This is a genomic window from Halobium salinum, from assembly GCF_026586625.1.
Lineage (GTDB): Archaea > Halobacteriota > Halobacteria > Halobacteriales > Haloferacaceae > Halobium > Halobium salinum.
In genome coordinates, this window is the sequence record NZ_JAODIW010000010.1 from 624,221 (window position 1) to 642,751 (window position 18,531).

At 70.1% G+C, this 18,531-nt stretch carries 19 protein-coding genes and 1 tRNA gene; 9 read left to right on the forward strand and 11 right to left on the reverse strand.

Features of this window, described 5'->3' with window-relative positions:
- The first annotated feature begins 2 nt into the window (after window positions 1-2).
- Both N5095_RS21770 and N5095_RS21775 read left to right on the forward strand, forming a co-directional pair.
- On the forward strand, window positions 3-1,238 hold the full coding sequence (locus N5095_RS21770; protein ID WP_267625303.1) for a HEAT repeat domain-containing protein: 1,236 nt from the start codon (window positions 3-5) through the stop codon (window positions 1,236-1,238).
- On the forward strand, window positions 1,235-2,101 hold the full coding sequence (locus tag N5095_RS21775; protein WP_267625305.1) for a CheF family chemotaxis protein: 867 nt from the start codon (window positions 1,235-1,237) through the stop codon (window positions 2,099-2,101). The genes N5095_RS21770 and N5095_RS21775 overlap by 4 nt, the downstream gene beginning before the upstream one ends.
- A gap of 22 nt (window positions 2,102-2,123) precedes the next feature.
- On the opposite strand, the gene N5095_RS21780 is transcribed toward N5095_RS21775, so the two are convergent.
- Window positions 2,124-3,380, reverse strand: a complete 1,257-nt coding sequence (locus N5095_RS21780; protein WP_267625306.1) for a digeranylgeranylglycerophospholipid reductase — start codon at window positions 3,378-3,380, stop codon at window positions 2,124-2,126.
- Window positions 3,381-3,742: 362 nt separating this feature from the next.
- On the opposite strand from N5095_RS21780, the gene N5095_RS21785 reads away from it, so the two are divergent.
- Entirely contained in the window at window positions 3,743-5,131 is a 1,389-nt protein-coding gene (locus N5095_RS21785; RefSeq protein WP_267625308.1) for an FAD-binding oxidoreductase, read from the forward strand.
- A gap of 22 nt (window positions 5,132-5,153) precedes the next feature.
- On the opposite strand, the gene N5095_RS21790 is transcribed toward N5095_RS21785, so the two are convergent.
- A complete protein-coding gene (locus N5095_RS21790) occupies window positions 5,154-5,843 on the reverse strand; it encodes a protein sorting system archaetidylserine synthase (RefSeq protein WP_267625309.1) in 690 nt (229 codons plus the stop codon).
- A gap of 374 nt (window positions 5,844-6,217) precedes the next feature.
- Between N5095_RS21790 and N5095_RS21795 the strand changes: the two genes are divergently transcribed.
- Window positions 6,218-6,634, forward strand: coding sequence for a cupredoxin domain-containing protein (locus N5095_RS21795; RefSeq protein WP_267625310.1), 417 nt, complete (start codon window positions 6,218-6,220; stop codon window positions 6,632-6,634).
- 24 nt (window positions 6,635-6,658) lie between these two features.
- Here the strand turns inward: N5095_RS21795 and N5095_RS21800 are convergent, their stop codons facing one another.
- Together N5095_RS21800 and N5095_RS21805 are read right to left on the reverse strand one after the other, a co-directional pair.
- Window positions 6,659-8,302 carry a hypothetical protein gene (locus N5095_RS21800; protein ID WP_267625311.1) on the reverse strand — a complete coding sequence of 548 codons (1,644 nt, stop codon included), beginning with the start codon at window positions 8,300-8,302 and terminating at the stop codon, window positions 6,659-6,661.
- A complete protein-coding gene (locus N5095_RS21805) occupies window positions 8,299-9,177 on the reverse strand; it encodes an ABC transporter ATP-binding protein (protein WP_267625312.1) in 879 nt (292 codons plus the stop codon). The genes N5095_RS21800 and N5095_RS21805 overlap by 4 nt, the downstream gene beginning before the upstream one ends.
- A 113-nt stretch (window positions 9,178-9,290) precedes the next feature.
- Here N5095_RS21805 and N5095_RS21810 point away from each other — a divergent pair, with 113 nt between their 5' ends.
- Window positions 9,291-9,629 carry a hypothetical protein gene (locus N5095_RS21810; protein WP_267625313.1) on the forward strand — a complete coding sequence of 113 codons (339 nt, stop codon included), beginning with the start codon at window positions 9,291-9,293 and terminating at the stop codon, window positions 9,627-9,629.
- 98 nt (window positions 9,630-9,727) lie between these two features.
- Here N5095_RS21810 and N5095_RS21815 read toward each other — a convergent pair whose 3' ends face one another.
- The 5 genes from N5095_RS21815 to N5095_RS21835 form a co-directional block, all read right to left on the reverse strand.
- Complete coding sequence (locus N5095_RS21815; protein WP_267625314.1) at window positions 9,728-10,378, reverse strand: 30S ribosomal protein S3ae; 651 nt, start codon at window positions 10,376-10,378, stop codon at window positions 9,728-9,730.
- Window positions 10,375-10,785, reverse strand: coding sequence for a KEOPS complex subunit Pcc1 (locus N5095_RS21820; RefSeq protein WP_267625315.1), 411 nt, complete (start codon window positions 10,783-10,785; stop codon window positions 10,375-10,377). The genes N5095_RS21815 and N5095_RS21820 overlap by 4 nt, the downstream gene beginning before the upstream one ends.
- On the reverse strand, window positions 10,782-12,017 hold the full coding sequence (locus N5095_RS21825) for an exonuclease RecJ (protein WP_267625316.1): 1,236 nt from the start codon (window positions 12,015-12,017) through the stop codon (window positions 10,782-10,784). Before N5095_RS21825 ends, N5095_RS21820 begins: the two co-directional genes overlap by 4 nt.
- A 3-nt stretch (window positions 12,018-12,020) precedes the next feature.
- Window positions 12,021-12,488 (reverse strand): 30S ribosomal protein S15, encoded by a 468-nt coding sequence (locus N5095_RS21830; RefSeq protein WP_267625317.1) that lies wholly within the window; start codon window positions 12,486-12,488, stop codon window positions 12,021-12,023.
- Window positions 12,489-13,137: 649 nt separating this feature from the next.
- Window positions 13,138-13,587, reverse strand: a complete 450-nt coding sequence (locus N5095_RS21835; RefSeq protein ID WP_267625318.1) for a GNAT family N-acetyltransferase — start codon at window positions 13,585-13,587, stop codon at window positions 13,138-13,140.
- A gap of 117 nt (window positions 13,588-13,704) precedes the next feature.
- On the opposite strand from N5095_RS21835, the gene N5095_RS21840 reads away from it, so the two are divergent.
- Window positions 13,705-13,776, forward strand: a tRNA-Ala gene (locus N5095_RS21840).
- 159 nt (window positions 13,777-13,935) lie between these two features.
- Here the strand turns inward: N5095_RS21840 and N5095_RS21845 are convergent.
- The gene (locus tag N5095_RS21845; protein WP_267625319.1) at window positions 13,936-14,340 is read right to left on the reverse strand and encodes an SHOCT domain-containing protein; all 405 of its coding nucleotides are present in this window, start codon (window positions 14,338-14,340) and stop codon (window positions 13,936-13,938) included.
- Window positions 14,341-14,560: 220 nt separating this feature from the next.
- On the opposite strand from N5095_RS21845, the gene N5095_RS21850 reads away from it, so the two are divergent.
- Together N5095_RS21850 and N5095_RS21855 are read left to right on the forward strand one after the other, a co-directional pair.
- A complete protein-coding gene (locus N5095_RS21850; protein ID WP_267625321.1) occupies window positions 14,561-15,028 on the forward strand; it encodes a hypothetical protein in 468 nt (155 codons plus the stop codon).
- Window positions 15,029-15,119: 91 nt separating this feature from the next.
- A complete protein-coding gene (locus tag N5095_RS21855; protein ID WP_267625322.1) occupies window positions 15,120-15,869 on the forward strand; it encodes a competence/damage-inducible protein A in 750 nt (249 codons plus the stop codon).
- 502 nt (window positions 15,870-16,371) lie between these two features.
- Here the strand turns inward: N5095_RS21855 and N5095_RS21860 are convergent.
- Window positions 16,372-16,569 (reverse strand): hypothetical protein, encoded by a 198-nt coding sequence (locus tag N5095_RS21860; RefSeq protein WP_267625324.1) that lies wholly within the window; start codon window positions 16,567-16,569, stop codon window positions 16,372-16,374.
- A 128-nt stretch (window positions 16,570-16,697) separates the two neighbouring features.
- On the opposite strand from N5095_RS21860, the gene N5095_RS21865 reads away from it, so the two are divergent.
- The gene (locus N5095_RS21865) at window positions 16,698-18,302 is read left to right on the forward strand and encodes a DUF7289 family protein (protein ID WP_267625325.1); all 1,605 of its coding nucleotides are present in this window, start codon (window positions 16,698-16,700) and stop codon (window positions 18,300-18,302) included.
- Window positions 18,303-18,531: the final 229 nt, after the last annotated feature.

Consider the following 18,531-nt stretch of genomic DNA (forward strand, 5'->3'; position numbering starts at 1 on the left):
GGATGTCGCTCTACCAACTGGCACACGACGGGGACGCCGACACCCTCCTGACGAAGCTCAGGGAGAGCGAGAGCGCGGCGGTCCGCAAGCGCGCCGCCGAACTGCTGGGCGGGCTCGGCGAGGACCTCGACGACGTCGACCGTCGGGAGGCCGTCGGCGGCCTCATCGAAGTCGCCGCCGGCGACGAGGAGGCGACGGTCCGCGGGGCCGCCATCGACGCGCTCGACGGGTTCGGCACCGGGGCGGTCGAACGCCTCCTCGCCGAGTTGACCGGCGTCGACCCGGAGGAGGGCGCCGACTGGGTGACGGCCAAACGCTTCGCGAAGGCGCTGTCGGCCGACCAACCCGAACTCCGGATGGCGGCCGCGAACGCGCTCGGCCGCATCGGCGACGGCGACGTCGTCCCGCGACTCGTCGGCGCGCTCGACGACCCGGACGCGAGGGTCAGACAGCGGGCCGCCGCCGCGCTGGGGAGCGTCGGTCACTCCCGCGCCATCGGCCCGCTGTCCGGCCTGCTCGAGGACGAGACGCCGGCGGTGAAGCGTGCGGCCGCCGACGCGCTGGCGATGCTCGACGGCGACGCCGCGCTGGCCCCGTTGCTCTCCCTCCTCGACGACGACGGCGAGACCCTGCGGTGGATCGCGGCGAGCGCGCTCGGCAACGCGAGCAGCGCGAAGCCGGTGCCCGCGCTCGCGGCGGCGCTCACCGACGAGAGCGAGCCCGTGCGACGCTCGGCGGTGTTCTCCATCGTCCAGCTGTTGTCGAACGCGCCGCAGGCCCGGAGCCACAAGGTCCGCCAGGCCGTCGTCTCCGAGCTCACGGCGGTCGACGACGCCGCCGTCGTCGACCCGCTCGTCGCCATCCTCTCGGAGGGGAGCCAGCGGCCGCCCCGGCGGAACGCGGCGTGGCTGCTCGGACGGGTCGGGAGCGCCGAGAGTCGGGACGCCGTCGGCGACGCGCTCGTCGACGCGCTCGTCGACGACGACTCGACGGTGTCGCAGTTCGCGGCGACCAGTCTGACGAACGTCGGCGGGGAGCGCGTCGAGCGACGACTGCTCGACCTCGTCGCCGACGGGGCCGTCGCCGACGACGCCCGGGCGAAGGCCGTGTTCGTCCTCGGGCAGGTCGGCGGCGACCGCTCCCGCGAGCGCCTCGAACGGCTCACGAACGAGGCCGAGGACAAGGAGGTCCGGAAGCGGGCGTTCTCGGCCCTGTCGAAGCTCGGAGGCCACGCATGAGCGAGGAGTACAAGATATCAGACGTACGCGGCCGGTTCATGCAGCCGGTGAAGGAGGGCCGCCGACTCAACGACCCGAGTTGGACGAACGGCCGCATCGTCCTGTCGAACAAGCGGCTCGTCCTCGCCGGCAACGGTGGGAAGCGCACCGTCCCGCTCTCGAAGGTGGAGGGGCTCGGCGGGCGTCACGACGCCTCGCAGGCGGTCGCCCGCGTCTCCGGCTACACGAGTCTCCCCTTCGACGGCGGCGAGAACGTCGTCCTCGTCGCCACCGAGGACCACGACACCCTCGAGGGAGACCTCTACCGAGCGTTCCTCGACCAGGAGGTCGTCTACGCGAAGCATCCGGCGGTCGCCGGGGGGGTCGTCCAGGACAGCGTCTGGGAGCAGGCGCGGGTGAAGGTCGGCGACGACTCGCTCGACGTGGCGACGAAGAGCGGGGCGTTCGTCCAACTCGACCTCGACGACATCGGCGGCATCTCTACCGGCGAGCGGACCGTCGAGGGGGAGATGCGAGGCGTCATCGAGGCCGAGCACACCGAGGGGGAGACGAGCGTCCAGACGCACCTCTCGGGGACGGAGCGCCAGTGCCGGTTCCTCGCGGCGTACCTCCAGAAGGGCGCCGAACGGAGCAAGGCGAACGTGGACCTCGACGAGAGCGACCGCGAGGTGCTGATGGCGCTGTACTCGGGCGTCTCGCCGTTCGAGATTCCGAACTTCCTCGGGATGGACACCGACCGCGTGGAGTCGATATTCGAACGACTCATCGAACTCGACGTGCTGGAGGAGGTGCGCGTCCGCCGCGAGGTGTCGCTGAAGCCGCGCGGGCGCAACATCGCCAGCGAGGCGATGAACGACCAGTAGCGGGAACCGTCGGCTCCGTCCCTCAGCAGAACGGGCGGCGCTGTTCGAACTGTTCTTTGAGCGCCCGTCCGACGAGCGAGAGGTCCTCGAGGCGCAGCAGCGACACGATTCCACGGACCGTCCCCCGAGTCGCGCCGGCGAGCAGGTCCTCGTCCGTGCGCCGGAGGTCGCGCATGAACTCGTCGTAGCGCTCGTTCGAGGCGAGATAGACGAGGTTGCTCAGGAGCAGGCGCCGATGCATCTTCGGCGCCACGTCCTCGTGCCAGAGGTGGTCGTAGACGGCCATGTTCTCGGCGCCGGTGTCGCGCTCGTCCGGGATGAAGGCGCGGTCGATAGTCGCCGCCGCGGCTCGGCCGGACTTCATGCAGACGTGGATGCCCTCACCCCAGAGGGGGTCGATGGTCGGGACGGTGTCGCCGATGGCGAGGAAGCTGTCGGTGCTCATGCGCCCCGGCGGCTGGATGTGCGCCGACCCGCGGTGTTGCTTCCCGGCGATGCGTTCTGCGTCCTCGAAGCGTGGGTCGCGGTCCAGCCAGTACTGGAGGTAGTCGTCGACGGTCATCCCCTCGCGGGCGTACCCGCGGTGGGCGTCGTTCTGGACGTAGCAGACGCCGACCTTCGCGGTGTCGGCGCCGGTGTGGAAAATCCACGAGTAGCCGCCGGGGGCGAGGTCGTGGTCCAACCGGAGCATCATCGCGTCCGTGAGGTCCGCGTAGCCCGCACAGTCGAGGTCGATTCCGTCGAGTTCGTACTCGATGCCGATAGCCTGTCGCTCGCGCTCGAGGTCGACGACGCCGAGTTTCTTGGCGAGCGGCGCCGCCGGGCCCGTGGCGTCGACGACGACGTCGGCGTACACCTCCTCGCCCCCGCTGTGACGGACGCCGACGAGTTCGTCGCCCTCCATCACCGGGGCGTTGGCCCGGGCGCCGAAGCGGACCTCGGCGCCGCGTTCGCGGGCGTCGCGCACGAGGAAGCGTTTGAACTCCGCGAACTCGAGGACGGCGCCGGGCCGGGGGTGGACGTAGTGGTCGTTCGGCGATTCGAGCACTACGTCGTCGGTGTAGTGCATCACCACGTCGTCCGGGAGGCCGAACGACGACAGCGCCGGCGGGAAGGTGCCGCCGGTGGACTTGTTGCTCCCGCGCGGGAAGTCCTCCTCCGGCTCCGCCTCGAGGAGGAGCACGTCGTAGTCCCGCGCCGCGAGTTCGCGGGCGCACTGGCCGCCGGCCGGGCCGGCGCCGGCGATGACCACCTCATATTGGTCGTCGCCGTGGTTCACCGCCGCTCACCCCGCGTCCTACGGTCCCGTTCCGTTCGATATCGGTTCCTCCCCGTTCTCGGTCCCCGGTCGTCCGCTTCGGCCGCCATATCCAGACACTCCGGAGAACGAATCGATAAAACATGGGGCTTCGCGTCGGGCCCGCCCGGCACTCGCAGGCGTCCCTCACCGCGACGACCTGTCCGACGAGCGCAGTACCAACGCCGGGGACGGGTCGCCCGTCAGATAAATGCTAACACATAACACGGCGTCCGTGGTATCACTACCTGCGCACTACGGACGGCGTCGCGGGAGCGGACGGGCCGCCGAACGGTCGGGAAGCGACGCGGACGACCGACTGAGGGCGCGAGAGGGACGATAGCATGTCACAGTCAACAGAGTCGTACGAAGCGGCAGTCGAGGGGATGCAGGCGACGTTCCGAGGGGAGTTGATATCATCCGACCACTCGTCGTTCGACGACGCGCGCACGATTTACAACGGGATGATCGACACGGAGCCACGACTCATCGCCCGCTGCGGCGACGTCGCCGACGTCGTCGCCGCAGTGAACTTCGGGCGCGAGACCGGACTGGACACCGCCGTGCGAAGCGGCGGTCACAACGGAGCAGGTCTCGCACTCGTGGAGGACGGACTGGTGGTCGACCTGTCGGAGATGCGTGGCATCCGGGTCGACCCGAACGAGCGCACCGCACGGGTCGAAGCCGGCTGTACCTGGGGGGACGTCGACCACGCAACCCACGGGTTCGGGCTGGCGACGGTGAGCGGCGTCATCTCCACGACCGGCGTCGGCGGACTGACACTCGGCGGCGGACACGGCTATCTGACCCGAAAGTACGGGCTCACCATCGACAACCTGCGTAGCGTGGACGTCGTGCTGGCCGACGGCCGACTGGTCCGCGCGAGCGAGGCGGAACATCCGGACCTGTTCTGGGCCGTTCGGGGCGGCGGTGGCAACTTCGGCGTCGTCACCTCCTTCGAGTTCACGTTGCATCCGGTCGACAGCGTGGTCGCGGGGCCGCTGTTCTGGCCCATCGACCGACTCGACGAGACGATGCGGTGGTACCGCGAGTGGCTCCCGGAGGCACCGAGAGACGTGTACGCGTTCTACCTCGTCGCCGAAGTCCCGGGGGACCCGTTCCCGCCGGAAATCCACGGCGAGAAGGTCTGCGGACTGATGTGGTGTCACCTCGGGTCGCAGGAGGAGGCGGAGGCCGCCATGGGGCCGGCCCGCGAGGTCGCCGAACCCCTGTTCGAACACGTCGGGCCGATGCCGTACCCGGCGCTCCAGTCGATGTTCGACGACCTCTACCCCCCGGGCGACCAGTGGTACTGGAAGGGCGACTACGTCCGCGAGCTGTCCGACGAGGCCATAGACACCCACGAGCGGTTCGCCGAGGTCCCGACGCCGAAGTCGACGATGCATCTCTACCCCGTCGACGGCGCCGTCCACGACGTGGATGCGGAGGAGACGGCGTGGGCCTACCGCGACGTGAGGTGGTCGATGGTCATCGCCGGCGTCGACCCCGACCCGACGAACCAGGAGGCCATCTCCGAGTGGGCTCGCGGCTACTGGGAGGCGCTCCACCCGCACACCGCCGGCGCCGCTTATGTCAACTTCATGATGGAGGAGGGCCCGGACCGGGTCCGGGCCACCTACGCCGACAACTACGAGCGGCTCCAGCGGGTCAAGGCGGAGTACGACCCCGAGAACATCTTCCACGTGAACCAGAACGTCGAGCCGGCGGGCTGAAGCCACGAACCCGCTTTTTGACTCACTTCCGCCAGTAGAACTTCGGCCCGAGGGTGAGGTAGCACATCGCCAGCACGAGCAGGCCGAACGCGAACACCTCGCCGTAGAAGCCGGTGAGGAGGATGGCGAGGCCCTGGACGACGCCCATCACGGCCGCGTCCTGCGCGTGGAGGTCGGGGTAGCCGACCGTCGACACCATCATGGCGGCGAGCAGGCCGGTGACGGCGACGAGGAACATCGGACGGACGGGGCCGATGTACCCCGAGAGGACGCCCGCGGCGAGGATGGTCGCCGCGAGCGTCGTCTGGACGCCCTCGGTCGCGTCCGACTCCACGTCGTAGGCGGTGTAGAGGCCCAGTCGGGTGACGGCCATCGCGACGAACAGCGCCGGGAGGAGGACGCCGGCGGCGGCGGCGACGGGAGCGGCGTCGAACGTCCACATCTGTCGGGCGACGAGGGCGACCAGCAGGGCGGGGGCAACGCCGAAGGAGGCCACGTCCGCGAGCGAGTCGAGGTACTCGCCGGCGGCGGAGCCGCCGTACCGCCGCGCGAGGATGCCGTCGAGGGCGTCTGCCATCGCCGCGAGCAGGATGAGTCGGGCGGCGAGGCCCACGTCGACCGTCGCCGCGACCGCCGCGAGAAACCCCAGCGAGGCGTTGCCGACGGTGACGGCGTCGGCGACGCCCAGCCGGCCGACGAACCGCGGTTGCATACTCGCCGCGTCCCGTCCCCACGGTTTACGGTTTTCCATCGACGCGGACTGTATCGGTTCGGTGAGTGTGACACGAGAACACGGGGGTCGCGCGGAGTCGGTAGTCTACGGAAGCCCCCGGCGTCTCGGCTCGATGGACTCGCTGCGCCCTTCAGTCGCTCGTTTCACTCGCTCCTTCCAGTGCTTGCGTCGCCCGTCTTCGCCGAGACGCCGGCCCCTTCCGGAGTCCCGCCCGAGTGCGGTTGGTCAGTCGGTCGTCGTCCCCTCTCCCCGGAGTGACCTACGTCCGAACCCGGTCGACGCGCCCATCACCTACCCACCCCTTCGACGGCCGAACCAAGCGACCTTTACCCGTCCCGTCCCGAGGTTCGGGCATGAACCGTCGCGGCTTCCTCGCTGCCGCCGGAAGCGCCGTCACCGTCTCGCTCGCCGGCTGTGCCGGCGTCGGAGGCGAACAGCCCGGCGACGTACAGATGCGTGCCGTCTCCTTCGACCCCGCCGAGTACACCGTCTCCGTCGGCGACGAGGTCGTCTGGCACAACCCGAGCACGCGGTCGCACACCGTCACCGCCTACGAGGCCTCCATCCCCGACGAGGCCGAGTACTTCGCGAGCGGCGGCTACGAGTCGGAGGCGGCCGCCCGCGAGGGGTGGACCGGCGGCAACTTCGGCGGCGCCATCACGAGCGGCGAAACCTACAGCCACACCTTCGAGGTCCCCGGCACCTACGAGTACGTCTGCATCCCCCACGAACAGGGCGGGATGCTCGGAACCGTCGTCGTCGAGGAGTAGCGCCGCGGGCCGAGTTTCTGACCCTCAGCCGCCGTCGGGGTAGTAGCCGTCGAACCGGGTCGCGGCGTAGCGGAATCCGAGTCCCCCGCCGACCAGCGCGAGCGCCATCGTGGCCCCGACGCCGACGACGGCGACCACCGCGGCGTCGACGCCGAGCAGCGACTCCAGCACCTCCCCGACGACCGGCGTGCCGCCGACGAGTGCCGGCACCGAGAGGAGAACGAGCGCGAGCGAGAAGGCGGCGAACCCGAGCAGGCTCGGGACGACGGCTCTCCGACTTCGAGTGATACGCGAGGCCTCGAACTGCGGGAGCGCCGTCCCGACCGCGGCGCCGATTCCGGCCGCGGCGACCGGGAGCACGAGTGCGTTGACGACGACGGCCAGCGTCGCGACCGGCGCGAACGACGCCGCGACTGCGGCCGCGGCCGTCACCGCGGCGGTGAGCGGGACGCCGACGGCGGCGCCGGCCAGACAGCGACCGAGGACGAACGCCCGGCCGGAGACGCCGGAGGTGAGCGTCACCGGGAGCACGGCCCCCTCGTCGCCGATGGGGTTGAGCGTGAACGCCGCGGCGGTCGCCCACGCGCCGTACAGCGGGAGCGCCGCCGGGAGCCACCCCGGGACGACGCCGGTCCGAATCGCCGTCGACAGCGGGCCGCCGACGACGAACAGCGGGTAGACGACGTAGAGGAGGCTGATGGGGGCGCGCCGGGCGCGGAGCCAACTCCGGCGGGCGACGGTCACCGACGCCGGGGGAATCGGTCCGGCCGCTCCCGTGCTCCCGACGCCGAGCCGGTCGGCGAACCCGCCGGCCATCCCCGACGGTTCGGTTCGTGACTCCGTCGGCGTCACCCGCGGCTCGAACCAGAGCCGCTCGGCGACGCCGACCGACGCGACGTAGCCGGCGACGGCGACGGCGGGGAGGACGACGGCGCCGGCGGCCGCTCCCACGGCGTTCGCCGCCGCGAGCGTCCCCAGCGTCGCCAGCGAGCCGAACCACGCGACCGGCGGTCGGTCGGCGAGCACGACGAGGTCGGCGAGCCACGGGAGGTCGACGCCGCCGGTGACGACGGCGAAGTAGCCCAGAAAGAGGGCGACGCCGATGACCGTCTTGTAGCGGGCGAGGAGTTTCGAGCGGGCGATGGCGAGGCGGACGAGCAGACCCAGCGCGAAGCCGGTCGACGCGCCGGCCAGCGCCCCGCCCGCGAGCGCGAGGGAGGCGAAGAGGACGGCCGGGAGCGACCCCGCCCCGACAGCGAACGCCGCCGAGACGACGACGGCGACGGCGACCACCGGTCCCGTCACGACGAGCGTCTCCACCGCGGCCAGCCCGAGCACCACGTCCCGGACCGGCGCGGCGAGGAGGACCGCCTCCGGGGCGTCGGGGTCGCCGGCCTGGACGGTCCGGAGCGCGACGAAGACCGTCACGAAGCCGGCGAGGAGGACGACGGCCGCCCCGGCGGCCCGAAGCGTCGTCGCCGGCGAACCGAACGTCCCACTCCCGAGGAAGTACGCGGCGACGGCCATCCCGCCGACCGGCAGGAGGAGCAGGACGCCGCTCAGCGCCAGGAGGGCGAGTCGCCAGCCGGCGTCCCGGAGCCCTCGCAGACGCCGGCGGCTCTCGGTGCGGACGACGAGGCCGGCTCGCCGGGCAGACGGCGGGTTCACGAGTCGGCCTCGGGACCGGAGTCGACCTCGGAACCGGAGTCACCCTCGGGGCCGGAATCAGCCTCTGGACCGGAGTCGACCCCGGAGGTAGGGTCGGAGCCGACGCCGACATCGGTGGCGTCGACGTCACCACTACCGGCGGCGTCGTCCCCGCCGGTGACCGCGAGAAACGCGTCTTCGAGCGTCCCGCCGCCGGACGCCCGCTGTGTCAGCTCCTCGGGGGCGCCCTCGGCGACGAGCGACCCGTCGAAGAGCACGCCGACGGTGTCGGCCAGTTCGTCGACGACCGGGAGGATGTGCGTCGAGAGGAACACCGTCACGTCGTCCTCGGCGAGGTCGTCGAGGGTCTCCCGGACCGTGCGGGCGGCCCGCGGGTCGAGCCCGCTCGTCGGCTCGTCGAGGAAGACGACCTCGGGGTCGTGGACGAGCGCCTGTACCAGCCCCGCCTTCTGTTTCATGCCCTTCGAGTACGTGCCGATGCGTTTGTCCGCGTCCGCGGCGAGGCCGAACCGGTCGAAGAGCCGGTCGGCCCGGTCGCCGGCGCGCTCGGGGTCGAGGTCGCGCAGGCCGGCGACGTACTCGACCTGCTCCCTCGCCGTCAGCTCCTCGAACAGCGGCGGCTCCTCGGGGAGGTAGCCGATGTTCGGCGTGACGGCGTCGCGGTCGGTCACGTCGGCGCCGGCGACGTACGCCTCGCCGCCGGAGGGTCGCAGGAGGGTGGTGAGCATCCGAATCGTCGTCGTCTTGCCGGCGCCGTTGGGGCCGAGGAAGCCGTAGACGGCGCCGCGGTCGACGTGGAGGTCGAGACCCGAGACGGCGACCTCGTCGCCGTAGCGACGCGTGAGGCCGTCCGTCCGAATCGCGGGGGTGACCATAGGGGATGCTGTGACCGCCTGACGCAAAGGAGTTCTGTATGCGGGGTTTCGGGACCGGTGACGGACCCGGCCCCGCGCCAACGCTTTTGTGCTCTCACTCGCTCGCGTCGACCATGGAGCGAGTCGAGTTCGTCGTCCGCGGGAAGGGTGTCGAGACCGTCCCGGAAGCCATCAGCGGCGTTCCTCAGGACAAGCGGGTCGACTACGACGGCGACGGGTTCCGCGTCGTTACGACCGAACAGTACTACCTCAGGACGAACTCGAACCTGCAAGCCACGACGATTATCGAACTGCTCGACGAGACCACGTGCAGGGTCGCAATCATCTCCGGCGGCGGCGGGTCGGGACTGCTCGGGAGCACCATGGGGTCCGAATCGAGCGAGGCGAACAAGCTCGCCCGGAAGATCGAGGAGTACTGTGCGGAACGCGGTCTCGACGTGGAGCGGGCGTAGCCGCACCCGGGACGACGCGGCCGGCCGGCGACCCGAGCGCCGTCGCTCGACGGCGTGAAAGATGAAGAACTGAAGTCGGCCGGCGACGGAGACCCGGCTTACGCCGCGTCTTCGTCGACCGCGACGTCCTCCTCGTCGACGTCGACGGCGGCCTCCTCCTCGGCGGCGACCTCCTCGGGTCGCGCCTCGAGGGCGAGTTTCATGACCTCGACCCGGCGGAGCGGGTAGATGGTCTTCGCGTCGCCGTAGATGGCCGAAGAGAGCCGGCCCTCGACGATGCTGTCGACGAGCTGCTCGAAGGTGTTGTCCTTCGCGGCGGCCTCCACCTTGTCGATCATGATGCGGCGGATGGCCTGCTCCTGGCTGCGGTCTGCCTTCTTCGTCGTGATGGCGACCGGCTGGAGCTTCACGCGGTAGTCGTCCGTCGTCAGCACCGTGCGGTTGACGGCGATTTTCGAGGCGCCGCGGCGGACGAGCGAGCGCAGGTAGTCCCGCGTCAGCTCGTGCTTGACGAACTCGGTGTAGGCCGCGTCGGAGCCGACGTCGGTGACCTTGAACGTCAGCTTCGTGTTGTTCGCGCTCTGGTCCCCGGTGAGTTCACCGAGGGTGGTCTCGATGGTCCGGCCCATCACCTTCTCGGGCTCGTCGGCCATCGTCTCGCCCAGCTCTTTGCGGTCGAACTGCTCGGGGGCCACGAGGGTGTACCATCGCTTGCCCCGCTTCTGTCGTGATACGGATCGTTCGCTCATTGTGGTGTCGTGTCTGATTCGGTGTCTGCGTTCTGTGTGCTGTTCGCGTTCTCGTCGTCCTCGGAGTTCTCGGTGGCGTGGTCGGTGTCGTCCGCGTCCGCGTTCGTATCCATGCTCTCGACCGCCTCGCGTCGGCTTCGGGCGTCGGCGACGACCGTCTGGGCGACCGTCAGGTTCACCACGTAGTCGTCGACGGACGACCCGAGGCCGCCGGTCGTCCCGCGCTCGACCGTCGTGACGACGCGGTCGCCGTCGACCGTGGTCGCCATCGAGTCGGTGTTGTCCGGGGTGAGCGCGGCCGCGACGAGTCCGGCGTCGGCGTGGCGCGTCTCGATACGCGCCCGTCGTGAGCCGTCCTCCGCGCGGGTCGTCCGCGAGCGCCCCGCCTCCGAGTCGGCACCCGTCATCCGAGCGCCTCCCGGAGGGCCGCGATGAACTCGGTCGTGTCGCCGCCGAAGCGCGCGGCGCCGCGCCTCGCGGTGCCGTACCCCTCGCCGTCGAAGACGTCGGCGACCGACGAGAGCGCCTCGCCGACGTTCCGGGGGTCGACGCTCGCGACGGCGGCGTGTGCGGCGGTCGTCCCGCTCCCCTCGCTGACGACGAGCGCGACCGACTCCGGCGAGCGGAAGTCCCGCAGGAGTCGGGCCGCCGTCTCGAGGGCGGACCGGGCGACGGGCGTCGCCGACGTGTCGCCGGCGTCGGCGTCGAGGTCCGACTCGACGCGCGCGACGAACAGACCGTCGTACCGGCCGGTCGTCGCGTCCGCGAGGGCGCCGTGGGCGACTCGTGCGTGGTCGCGCCACGTCTCGAGCGCCGGCGTCCGGGCGTCGTGGCCCAGCGCCAGCGCGACGCCGGTTCCGGGACGCTCCCGGGCGACCGCGTCGAGCACGTCGGCGTAGCCGCCGACGGTCTCGAACGGCCCCTCGGGGGTCGCGTAGGGGTGGAGTGCGCGCTCGACGGACGCGGCCGCTCGCGGGGTCGCGAACGCCGCCGTCGCGGCTTCGAGAGCGACGGCGGAGGCGACCCGTCGGCCCGCCTCGTCGTCGAGTTCGGCGGGCAGACCGAGTTCGGCCAGCGTCGCACCGGCCGCGTCGGGCGTCCCCGAGAAGGGGGCCGACAGCAGCGTCGAGTGCGCGAGGCCGTCCGCGAGGTCCGCGGTCGGCACCGCGACGCCCGGTCGGCGTGCGACCAGGTCGCGACTTTCGGCGGCGTCGAGCACGTCCGGATGCTCGCCCGGCGGGTCGCCGTGGGCGACGACGCCGGCGAGTGCGATCACCGGGTCCGCGACGGTGTCGTTCTCGCCCGCTGCGGCGACGTCGACCGGGTCGCCGACCAGTTCGCGGGCGACCGCGAAGGCGGTCGCGCTCGCCGGTCGGCTCGCGAGTTCCAGGTCGGCGCCGGCGGCGGCGGTGCCGACGGTCACGGCGAGTCCGTCGTCGGTCGAGTCGACGACCGGGTCGGGAGCCGTGCGGGCCTGGAAGGGGACGCCGGTGGCACGGAGCGCCCGCGCGAGGACGCCAGCCGCCGCTAACGCGTCGCCGTCGGCGCGAGCCGCGAGGCGCACGAACGGTGCGTCGCGGAGCGCGCTGGCGAGCGCGGGGGCGTCTGCGTCCTCGGTCGGTGCGGGCGCGGTCGACATCGATTAGCCTTCGAGGAGTTCCTGGGCGACGTTGTAGTTGTAGGTGAAGTCGGCGTCGAGTTCGTCGCCGCGGTAGTAGGCGACGAGGCGTCGAATCTTCGACTCCGTGTTCTGGAGCGCCCGCTTGTTCTGGTGGTCCTGCGGGTTCTCGTTCATGTGCTCGCGGAGGCGCACCGCGCGCTCCATGAGGTTCCGGAGGTCCTCGGGAAGGTCACCGGAGGCGTCGTTCTCCTCCAGAATCTCGGTGACCTTCTTTCCGGTCGCGAGCTTGACGTTGGGGACCGGCGTCCCCTTCACGCCCTCGTCACGCAGTTTCATGCCGATCTGGCTCGGGTCGTGACCCTGTTCTGCCAGCTCGACGACGCGGGATTCGATCTCGTCTTCGTCGACGTCGCTCCACTCGGGGGGTTCGTCTGCCACCGGCTTGTCCGAAGCGGACGAGCCACGGCGGCGGGTGTGCATTCGTGCCATCGTTCTGAGATTGGAACACACAGGCCGCAGGAGAGCGATACGGGCGACTACGTCGCCACGCACGTCCGCAATCCCAAAGTTCGGGCGTCTTGATCGATGACCCCGAACGAGTCAGATTTGCGGCTGTGCTGTTCCCGTCTTGTGTTCCCCGCGTCCGGGATTAAACGGTTTCGTTCCCGTCTTCGCGAGTCGTCTCGGACGGAACCGTCTCGGTCGGGTCCCGTAACGTCGTGACGACGCTCGAAAGCCCCTGGCCTCTCGGGTCCGGGGCCTCGCTGCGCGCTTCCCTCGCTCCCTTCGGTCGCTGTGCTTCTCGCCCCTCGCACGGATGTACCGCGGACGGAGCCGCGGCGGCGCGCGCCGAGCGACCCTCGTGTCCGTGAGTACACCGTGCGAGGGATGACTGAGCGAGTGAGCGGAGCGAACGAGCGAAGGAATCGGTTGGGAGGGCGTGGCTGCGGTCGGGTGGGACTTCGGAAGGGGCCGCACGCTCGGCGGCTCTGTCTCGCTGCGCTCCTCGGTCGGTTGCTACGCTCCCTTCCTGCGGTGCTTACGTCGCCAAACCCGCCGAGCGTGCGGGGGCTTCCGGGCGTACCATCACGACTGTCACGAGGAGAAGGCGAGCCGTTGCATCAGTTTCCCAGCGAACTCACTCCACCCGTCTGAACATCGCGTGGGAGTCGGGCGCCGTCCGTTCGAAGCCGAAGCGCTCGTAGAACCCCTCCACGTCGGCGACGAGGGTCACGTACGCACGCGAGGGCGCGTGTTCGTCCACCCACTCGACCAGCGCTTCGGTGATTCGCGTGCCGAGGCCTCGGCCTTGTACTGCGGGGTCGACAGCGACGTCCGAGAGCACGTAGGTGGTCCCGCCGTCGCCGACGACGCGACCCATCCCGACCAACTCGCCGTCGGTGTCGCCTCTCGGGTGGTCGTCGCCTGCGCGGTCGCGGCGCACCGACACCCCGTACACCGTGTTCGGCAGGCCCGCGCGGGCGCCCTCGAGAGAGCGCGCCGGCATCCCCGCGGCCTCCCGCAGCGCCATGTATTCCTCCGGCGCCGGGACCGACTCGTGGAGGGTGTACCCGTCGAGGTCGTTCATGGGGGAGGGTCGCGGGCGAGCGCGAAGTAGCTGTCCCGTGCGAGACAACCTCACCGCCGCCCGTCGAAACTTCGAAGCCCTTAATAATGGTTCCACGGAAGATGTAGATGCGTTCGAGGGCTCGTAGATCAGGGGTAGATCACTCCCTTGGCATGGGAGAGGCCCCGGGTTCAAATCCCGGCGAGTCCACTACCGTTTCTCAGCGACACCACGCGAAGGAGCGGCGCGACTGAGCCGGTGGCGCGTGTTCGTGTGCCACGAGCCGGGATTTGAATCAGGGAGTGGAGCGAGCGCAGCGAGCGGAACGACCGTGGTTCAAATCCCGGCGAGTCCGCGTTTAGTATCGCTCTACGCCCGACTCCGCTCCACTTCCAACTCCTTCAACGTATCCGGCGTCTCCAACAGCGTCTCCAACCGGGCCTCGAACTCGTCGTCGTCCATCGACCCCTCGGCGTAGCGTCGCTTCAACACGGTGACGGGGTCCTCGGCAGGTTCCGCCTCCGCGACAGGTTCGGACTCCGCTTCGGTCTCCTCCTCGGACCCGAAACTGTAGCCGAACAGCTCCTCCATCAGTGACTTGTCCTCGTCGAACAGGTCGAAGAAGGTCAGCCAGACGATGCCGTACATGATCCAGAACCAGAACGCCTCGAACGTCGCGCCGCCGCTGACCAGCGCGGCGGCGCCGACGAGGCCGAGCATGACGGCGACGACGTGGGCGAGGTTCGAGTCGAGAAGCTTCTCGGGGGAGACCATGGTCGAATATCACCGCATCAGGTGATAAGCGTTGAACTCCACTCGACCAGTCCCCGGACCGACGAGCGCCCGATTACCTCCCGGTTACGACCCGGTGATGCCCTCAGGCGACCTACTCCCTGTAGAGAGTGCCATGTCCCCGACGAAACTGCAGACGAGGGACCCCGCTGTCCCCCCCACGCGACGGCCGCTCACGCGACGGCGCGTCGTCGCGCTGGGTGTGACCCTGCTCGTCGCTCCCCGCCTCGCCTCGCCCGTCGCGGCGAGTCACAACGACGGCGACGACGACGACTACCGGCCGGGACGGACCGGCGGCTGTGTACGCTACTTCGACTACGAGGACGAAATCGAGGAGGAGGAGGAGCGCTTCTGTGCCGGTCCGGAGGGCGCCTACTACGAACTGGAGGAGGACGGCGACGAGGAACGCTACGACTGGGACGCGGCCGGGACCCTCCGCCGGTACCGCGAGGAGGAGGCGGACGGCGACGAGGTGGAGTACTGGTACGACGGGAACGGCGTGCTCAGATACTACCGCCGGGAGGACGACGACGACGACCTGTACGAGGTCCAGTACGACGCGGCCGGCCGGCGCCGGTGGGCCCACCGCGAGGACGGCGACGACAACGAGGACACCTACTGGTGGTGGGACGAGGAGGGCAACCTGGTCGACTTCTGGGACGACGACTGAGGGGGCCCGCGGTCGGGTCTCGGCTCCGGGGCGGGTTACTGACCGGGAGGACGGGCACACGGTTTTTCTCCACGCCACCCCGTCTCTCCGCATGAAGGTCGCACTCCTCACCGTCGGCGACGAACTGCTCGCCGGCGACACGGTGAACACGAACGCGGCGTGGCTCGCGAGCCGTATCGACGAGCGTGGCGGGTCTGTCGTGCGCGTACTCACGATTCCGGACGACCGGGCGCTCATCGCTCGCTGGGTCCGCGAGTGGGCCGGCGACTTCGACGCCGTCGTCGTCACCGGCGGCCTCGGCGGGACGCCGGACGACGTGACCCTCGCCGCCGTCGCCGACGCCTTCGAGCGCGAACTCGTCGTCAACCCCGAGATTCGAGCGCTCCTCGTCGAGAAGGCAGAACACTATCGCGAGGAGCACCCCGACCTGACCGAGCGCTACGAGTTCGACTTCGACCTCGACGAGGCGGCCTCGCTCCCCGAGGGTGGACGACCGCTCGTCGTCGAGGAGGCGTGGGGCGTGGGCTGTGTCCTGGAGAACGTCTACATCCTCCCGGGTATCCCCGACGAGATGGAGGCCATGTTCGCCCGCGTCGCCGACGAGTTCGACGGCGACGTGGTCTCGGAGACGTTCCACACCCCGACGCCGGAAGGGGCGATGACCGCGGCGCTCCGCGAGGTGCGCGAACGGTTCGGCGTCGCGGTCGGGAGCTACCCGAGCACCGGGTCGGAGCCGAATCGCCTGAAGGTGACCGGAACCGACCCCGAGGCGGTCGCCGACGCGACCACGTGGCTCGGCGACCGGGTAGGCCGTGCCGACCTACCCGACGACGAGGCCTGAGCGCGCAGACGCGGACCGCCTGAGCGGCGCCGACACGGACCGCACCGGACCGCACCGGACCGCACGCCGACGGTCGCGTTCCGAACGAATCGTTTCGACGGCTGCGTCCCGAGCGCTTCGCACCGGCAGGTAACCGACGGGAAACTCCCGGTTCGAACGGGCTGCGGTCGACCGATTACCGACCGGTGACCCCGCCACCGACAGTCCGGTCGCGGCGGCGCGGGCGGCGCTCACCGGTCGGTAACTGGTCGGTGAGCAGGGACAGTAGACCCTGCGCTGTCGGTGTAGCGTCCGAAGAAGTCGCGCCGGCCGATAGCTCGTGGCCAGCGGAAGCCTAAACCCCCCCAAGGGTCAGGGTCGTCTCGCGGTCGCACCGCAACGTCCCGTCGCATCCTCTTCACCACCGTCCGGTGGTCCATCGTCGTCGGGCGCCGTCTCCCAGGGCGCCCGTTCTCGGCGGTCAGCGGTCGATTCGGCCCTCGGCACCGGGTACTCGGGCCGACTATCGGTTCCGGTGGGCGGCCATCGCGCGGTCGTACTCGGCGTCGATGGTGTTGCGCTGGGTGCGCTCAATCTGTACGTCGCGGTCTGCGTCACGACACGTGCGGAGGTGCTGCGGTCGGTTGTGTGTCGACACCTGCTCGCTGCAGAACGGACAGTTGAACGCGGTACCGGTCTTGCTCCCATCCTTAGCGGACATACACGTTCGGAGTGGAATTATCTACTTGAACGTTCGCTAACCCGGTGGTAAGCGGGGCCGATTGCCCCGCTGTAAGCACACATTCTCTAGGGGATGAATTTTAGTAGTTCCGATACGTTTCGTTCCCAATGAGACGCACCGGGCCGAGAGTGCCGCCGCTCTACCGATTCGTCCGTGACCGGTCCGGGGGGGCCGAGTCCATCGGGGTCGTGCTGTTACTCGTCGTGACGGTCGCGGGGACGACCGCCGTGGTCACGCTCGGCGACGAGGCGCTCTCGGGGGTCGAGCGGTCGGCCGACGTCCAGCGCGCCGAGCACGCCATGACCCTGCTCGACTCCCGCGGGGCGATGGCGGCGCTCGGCGACACCAACGCCCAGCAGGTCGACTTCGGCCGGGCGGGTGCGGGAAGCTACGGCGTCGACGGGAGCGCCGGTCGAATCACCATCGAACACGTCAACTACACCGCCGCCGACCCGAACGACGCGAGCGACCCGGAACTGACCGAGACCCTGTACGACGCTCCACTGGGGGCCATCTTCTACGAGAACGGCGACGACCGCATCGCCTACCAGGGCGGCGGCGTCTGGCGCGTCCGCGACGAGGGCGCGACGATGGTCTCCCCGCCGGAGTTTCACTACCGGCGGTCGACGCTGACGCTTCCCGTCATCCGCGTCACCGGGTCGGGGACCGCGTCGGGCCACGTCGGCGCGACGTTCGAACGGACGGCGTCCCGAGAACGGGTGTATCCGAACCCGGGCGCGACCGCCGACGACCCGAGCGGCGTCGGCGCTCCGTACGACCCCGACGGGACGGACGGGACCGGCGACGAGGTCCCCTACGACAACCCCGTCCGGAACGGAACCATCCGTGTGACGGTCCAGAGCGAGTTCTACCAGGGGTGGGCCGACTACTTCCGCACCCGGACGGACGGCGACGTGACCGTCGACGACGCGGCCGAGGAGGCGGTCGTCGAACTGCAGACCGTCGGCGGGACGATGGGCGACTTCGACCTTCCGACGCACGGCAACGCCGTCAACGTCGAGGCGATGTCCGGCGGTCACCCGATAAACGAGTTCGAAGTCACGCTGCAGGACCCCGCCAACAGCAACAACTACAAACACCTCTACTGGTCGTTCTCCGCGACGAACGGCGCCGAACAGTTCGAGGTACTCGTCTACTCCGCGGACAAACAGCGCTGCAAGAACGGCGGGGAGTTCGCCCCCCTCACCGTCGGCGTCCACTACACGAACGGCACGGCCACCCACGAGTGGGAGAACGCGAACGTCGACCCGACCTCCGGCGACATCCGAATCGAGTGTGCAGACATCGACAGCGACGGGAAGCAGGAGCCGCGCATCGTCTTCGACCTCGTCGGGTCGACGCCGATGGACTACCAGGACGTGTCGACCCCGGCCGACAAGTGGCAGACCGACCCGAGCGGAGCGTCGGACGCGAAGGCCTACTGGACCGAACACGACGACGATGCCGCGACGGGCGAACCCCGGACCTTCGTCAAGGGGACCGGGTCGGCCGAGTTGGGCGAACTGACGAACCACTACCTCTCTCTGATGGGGCCGGACTTCGACCTCGTGGTCGGCGAGACCTCTCCGTCGGGGAAGCGCATCGACGAGGAGGCCTCCTACGGCACCATCGACTACGACCAGGGCGCCGGCGGCCGCTACATCACGTTCCTCCACGTCACCGAGAACGAAGTCGAAGTGCGGGTCTCGTAATCGGGCCGCCCCGGTCGGCCGTCGTCGCCTTCGTACTTCCTATCCCCTCGTCGCGCCGTTGATTCGACCTCGGGCCACCCACTCACCGTCATCTCGTCCACTCGCCGCCCCTCCCGCTCGCTCCCTCGACCGGCCACCGACCCGGCGAGTAACAGACCGGGACCGACTGCCGGATCGGTCGACCGTTCCGCCGTTCGACCGCAGGACCGCACGACCGTCCGGCTGACGA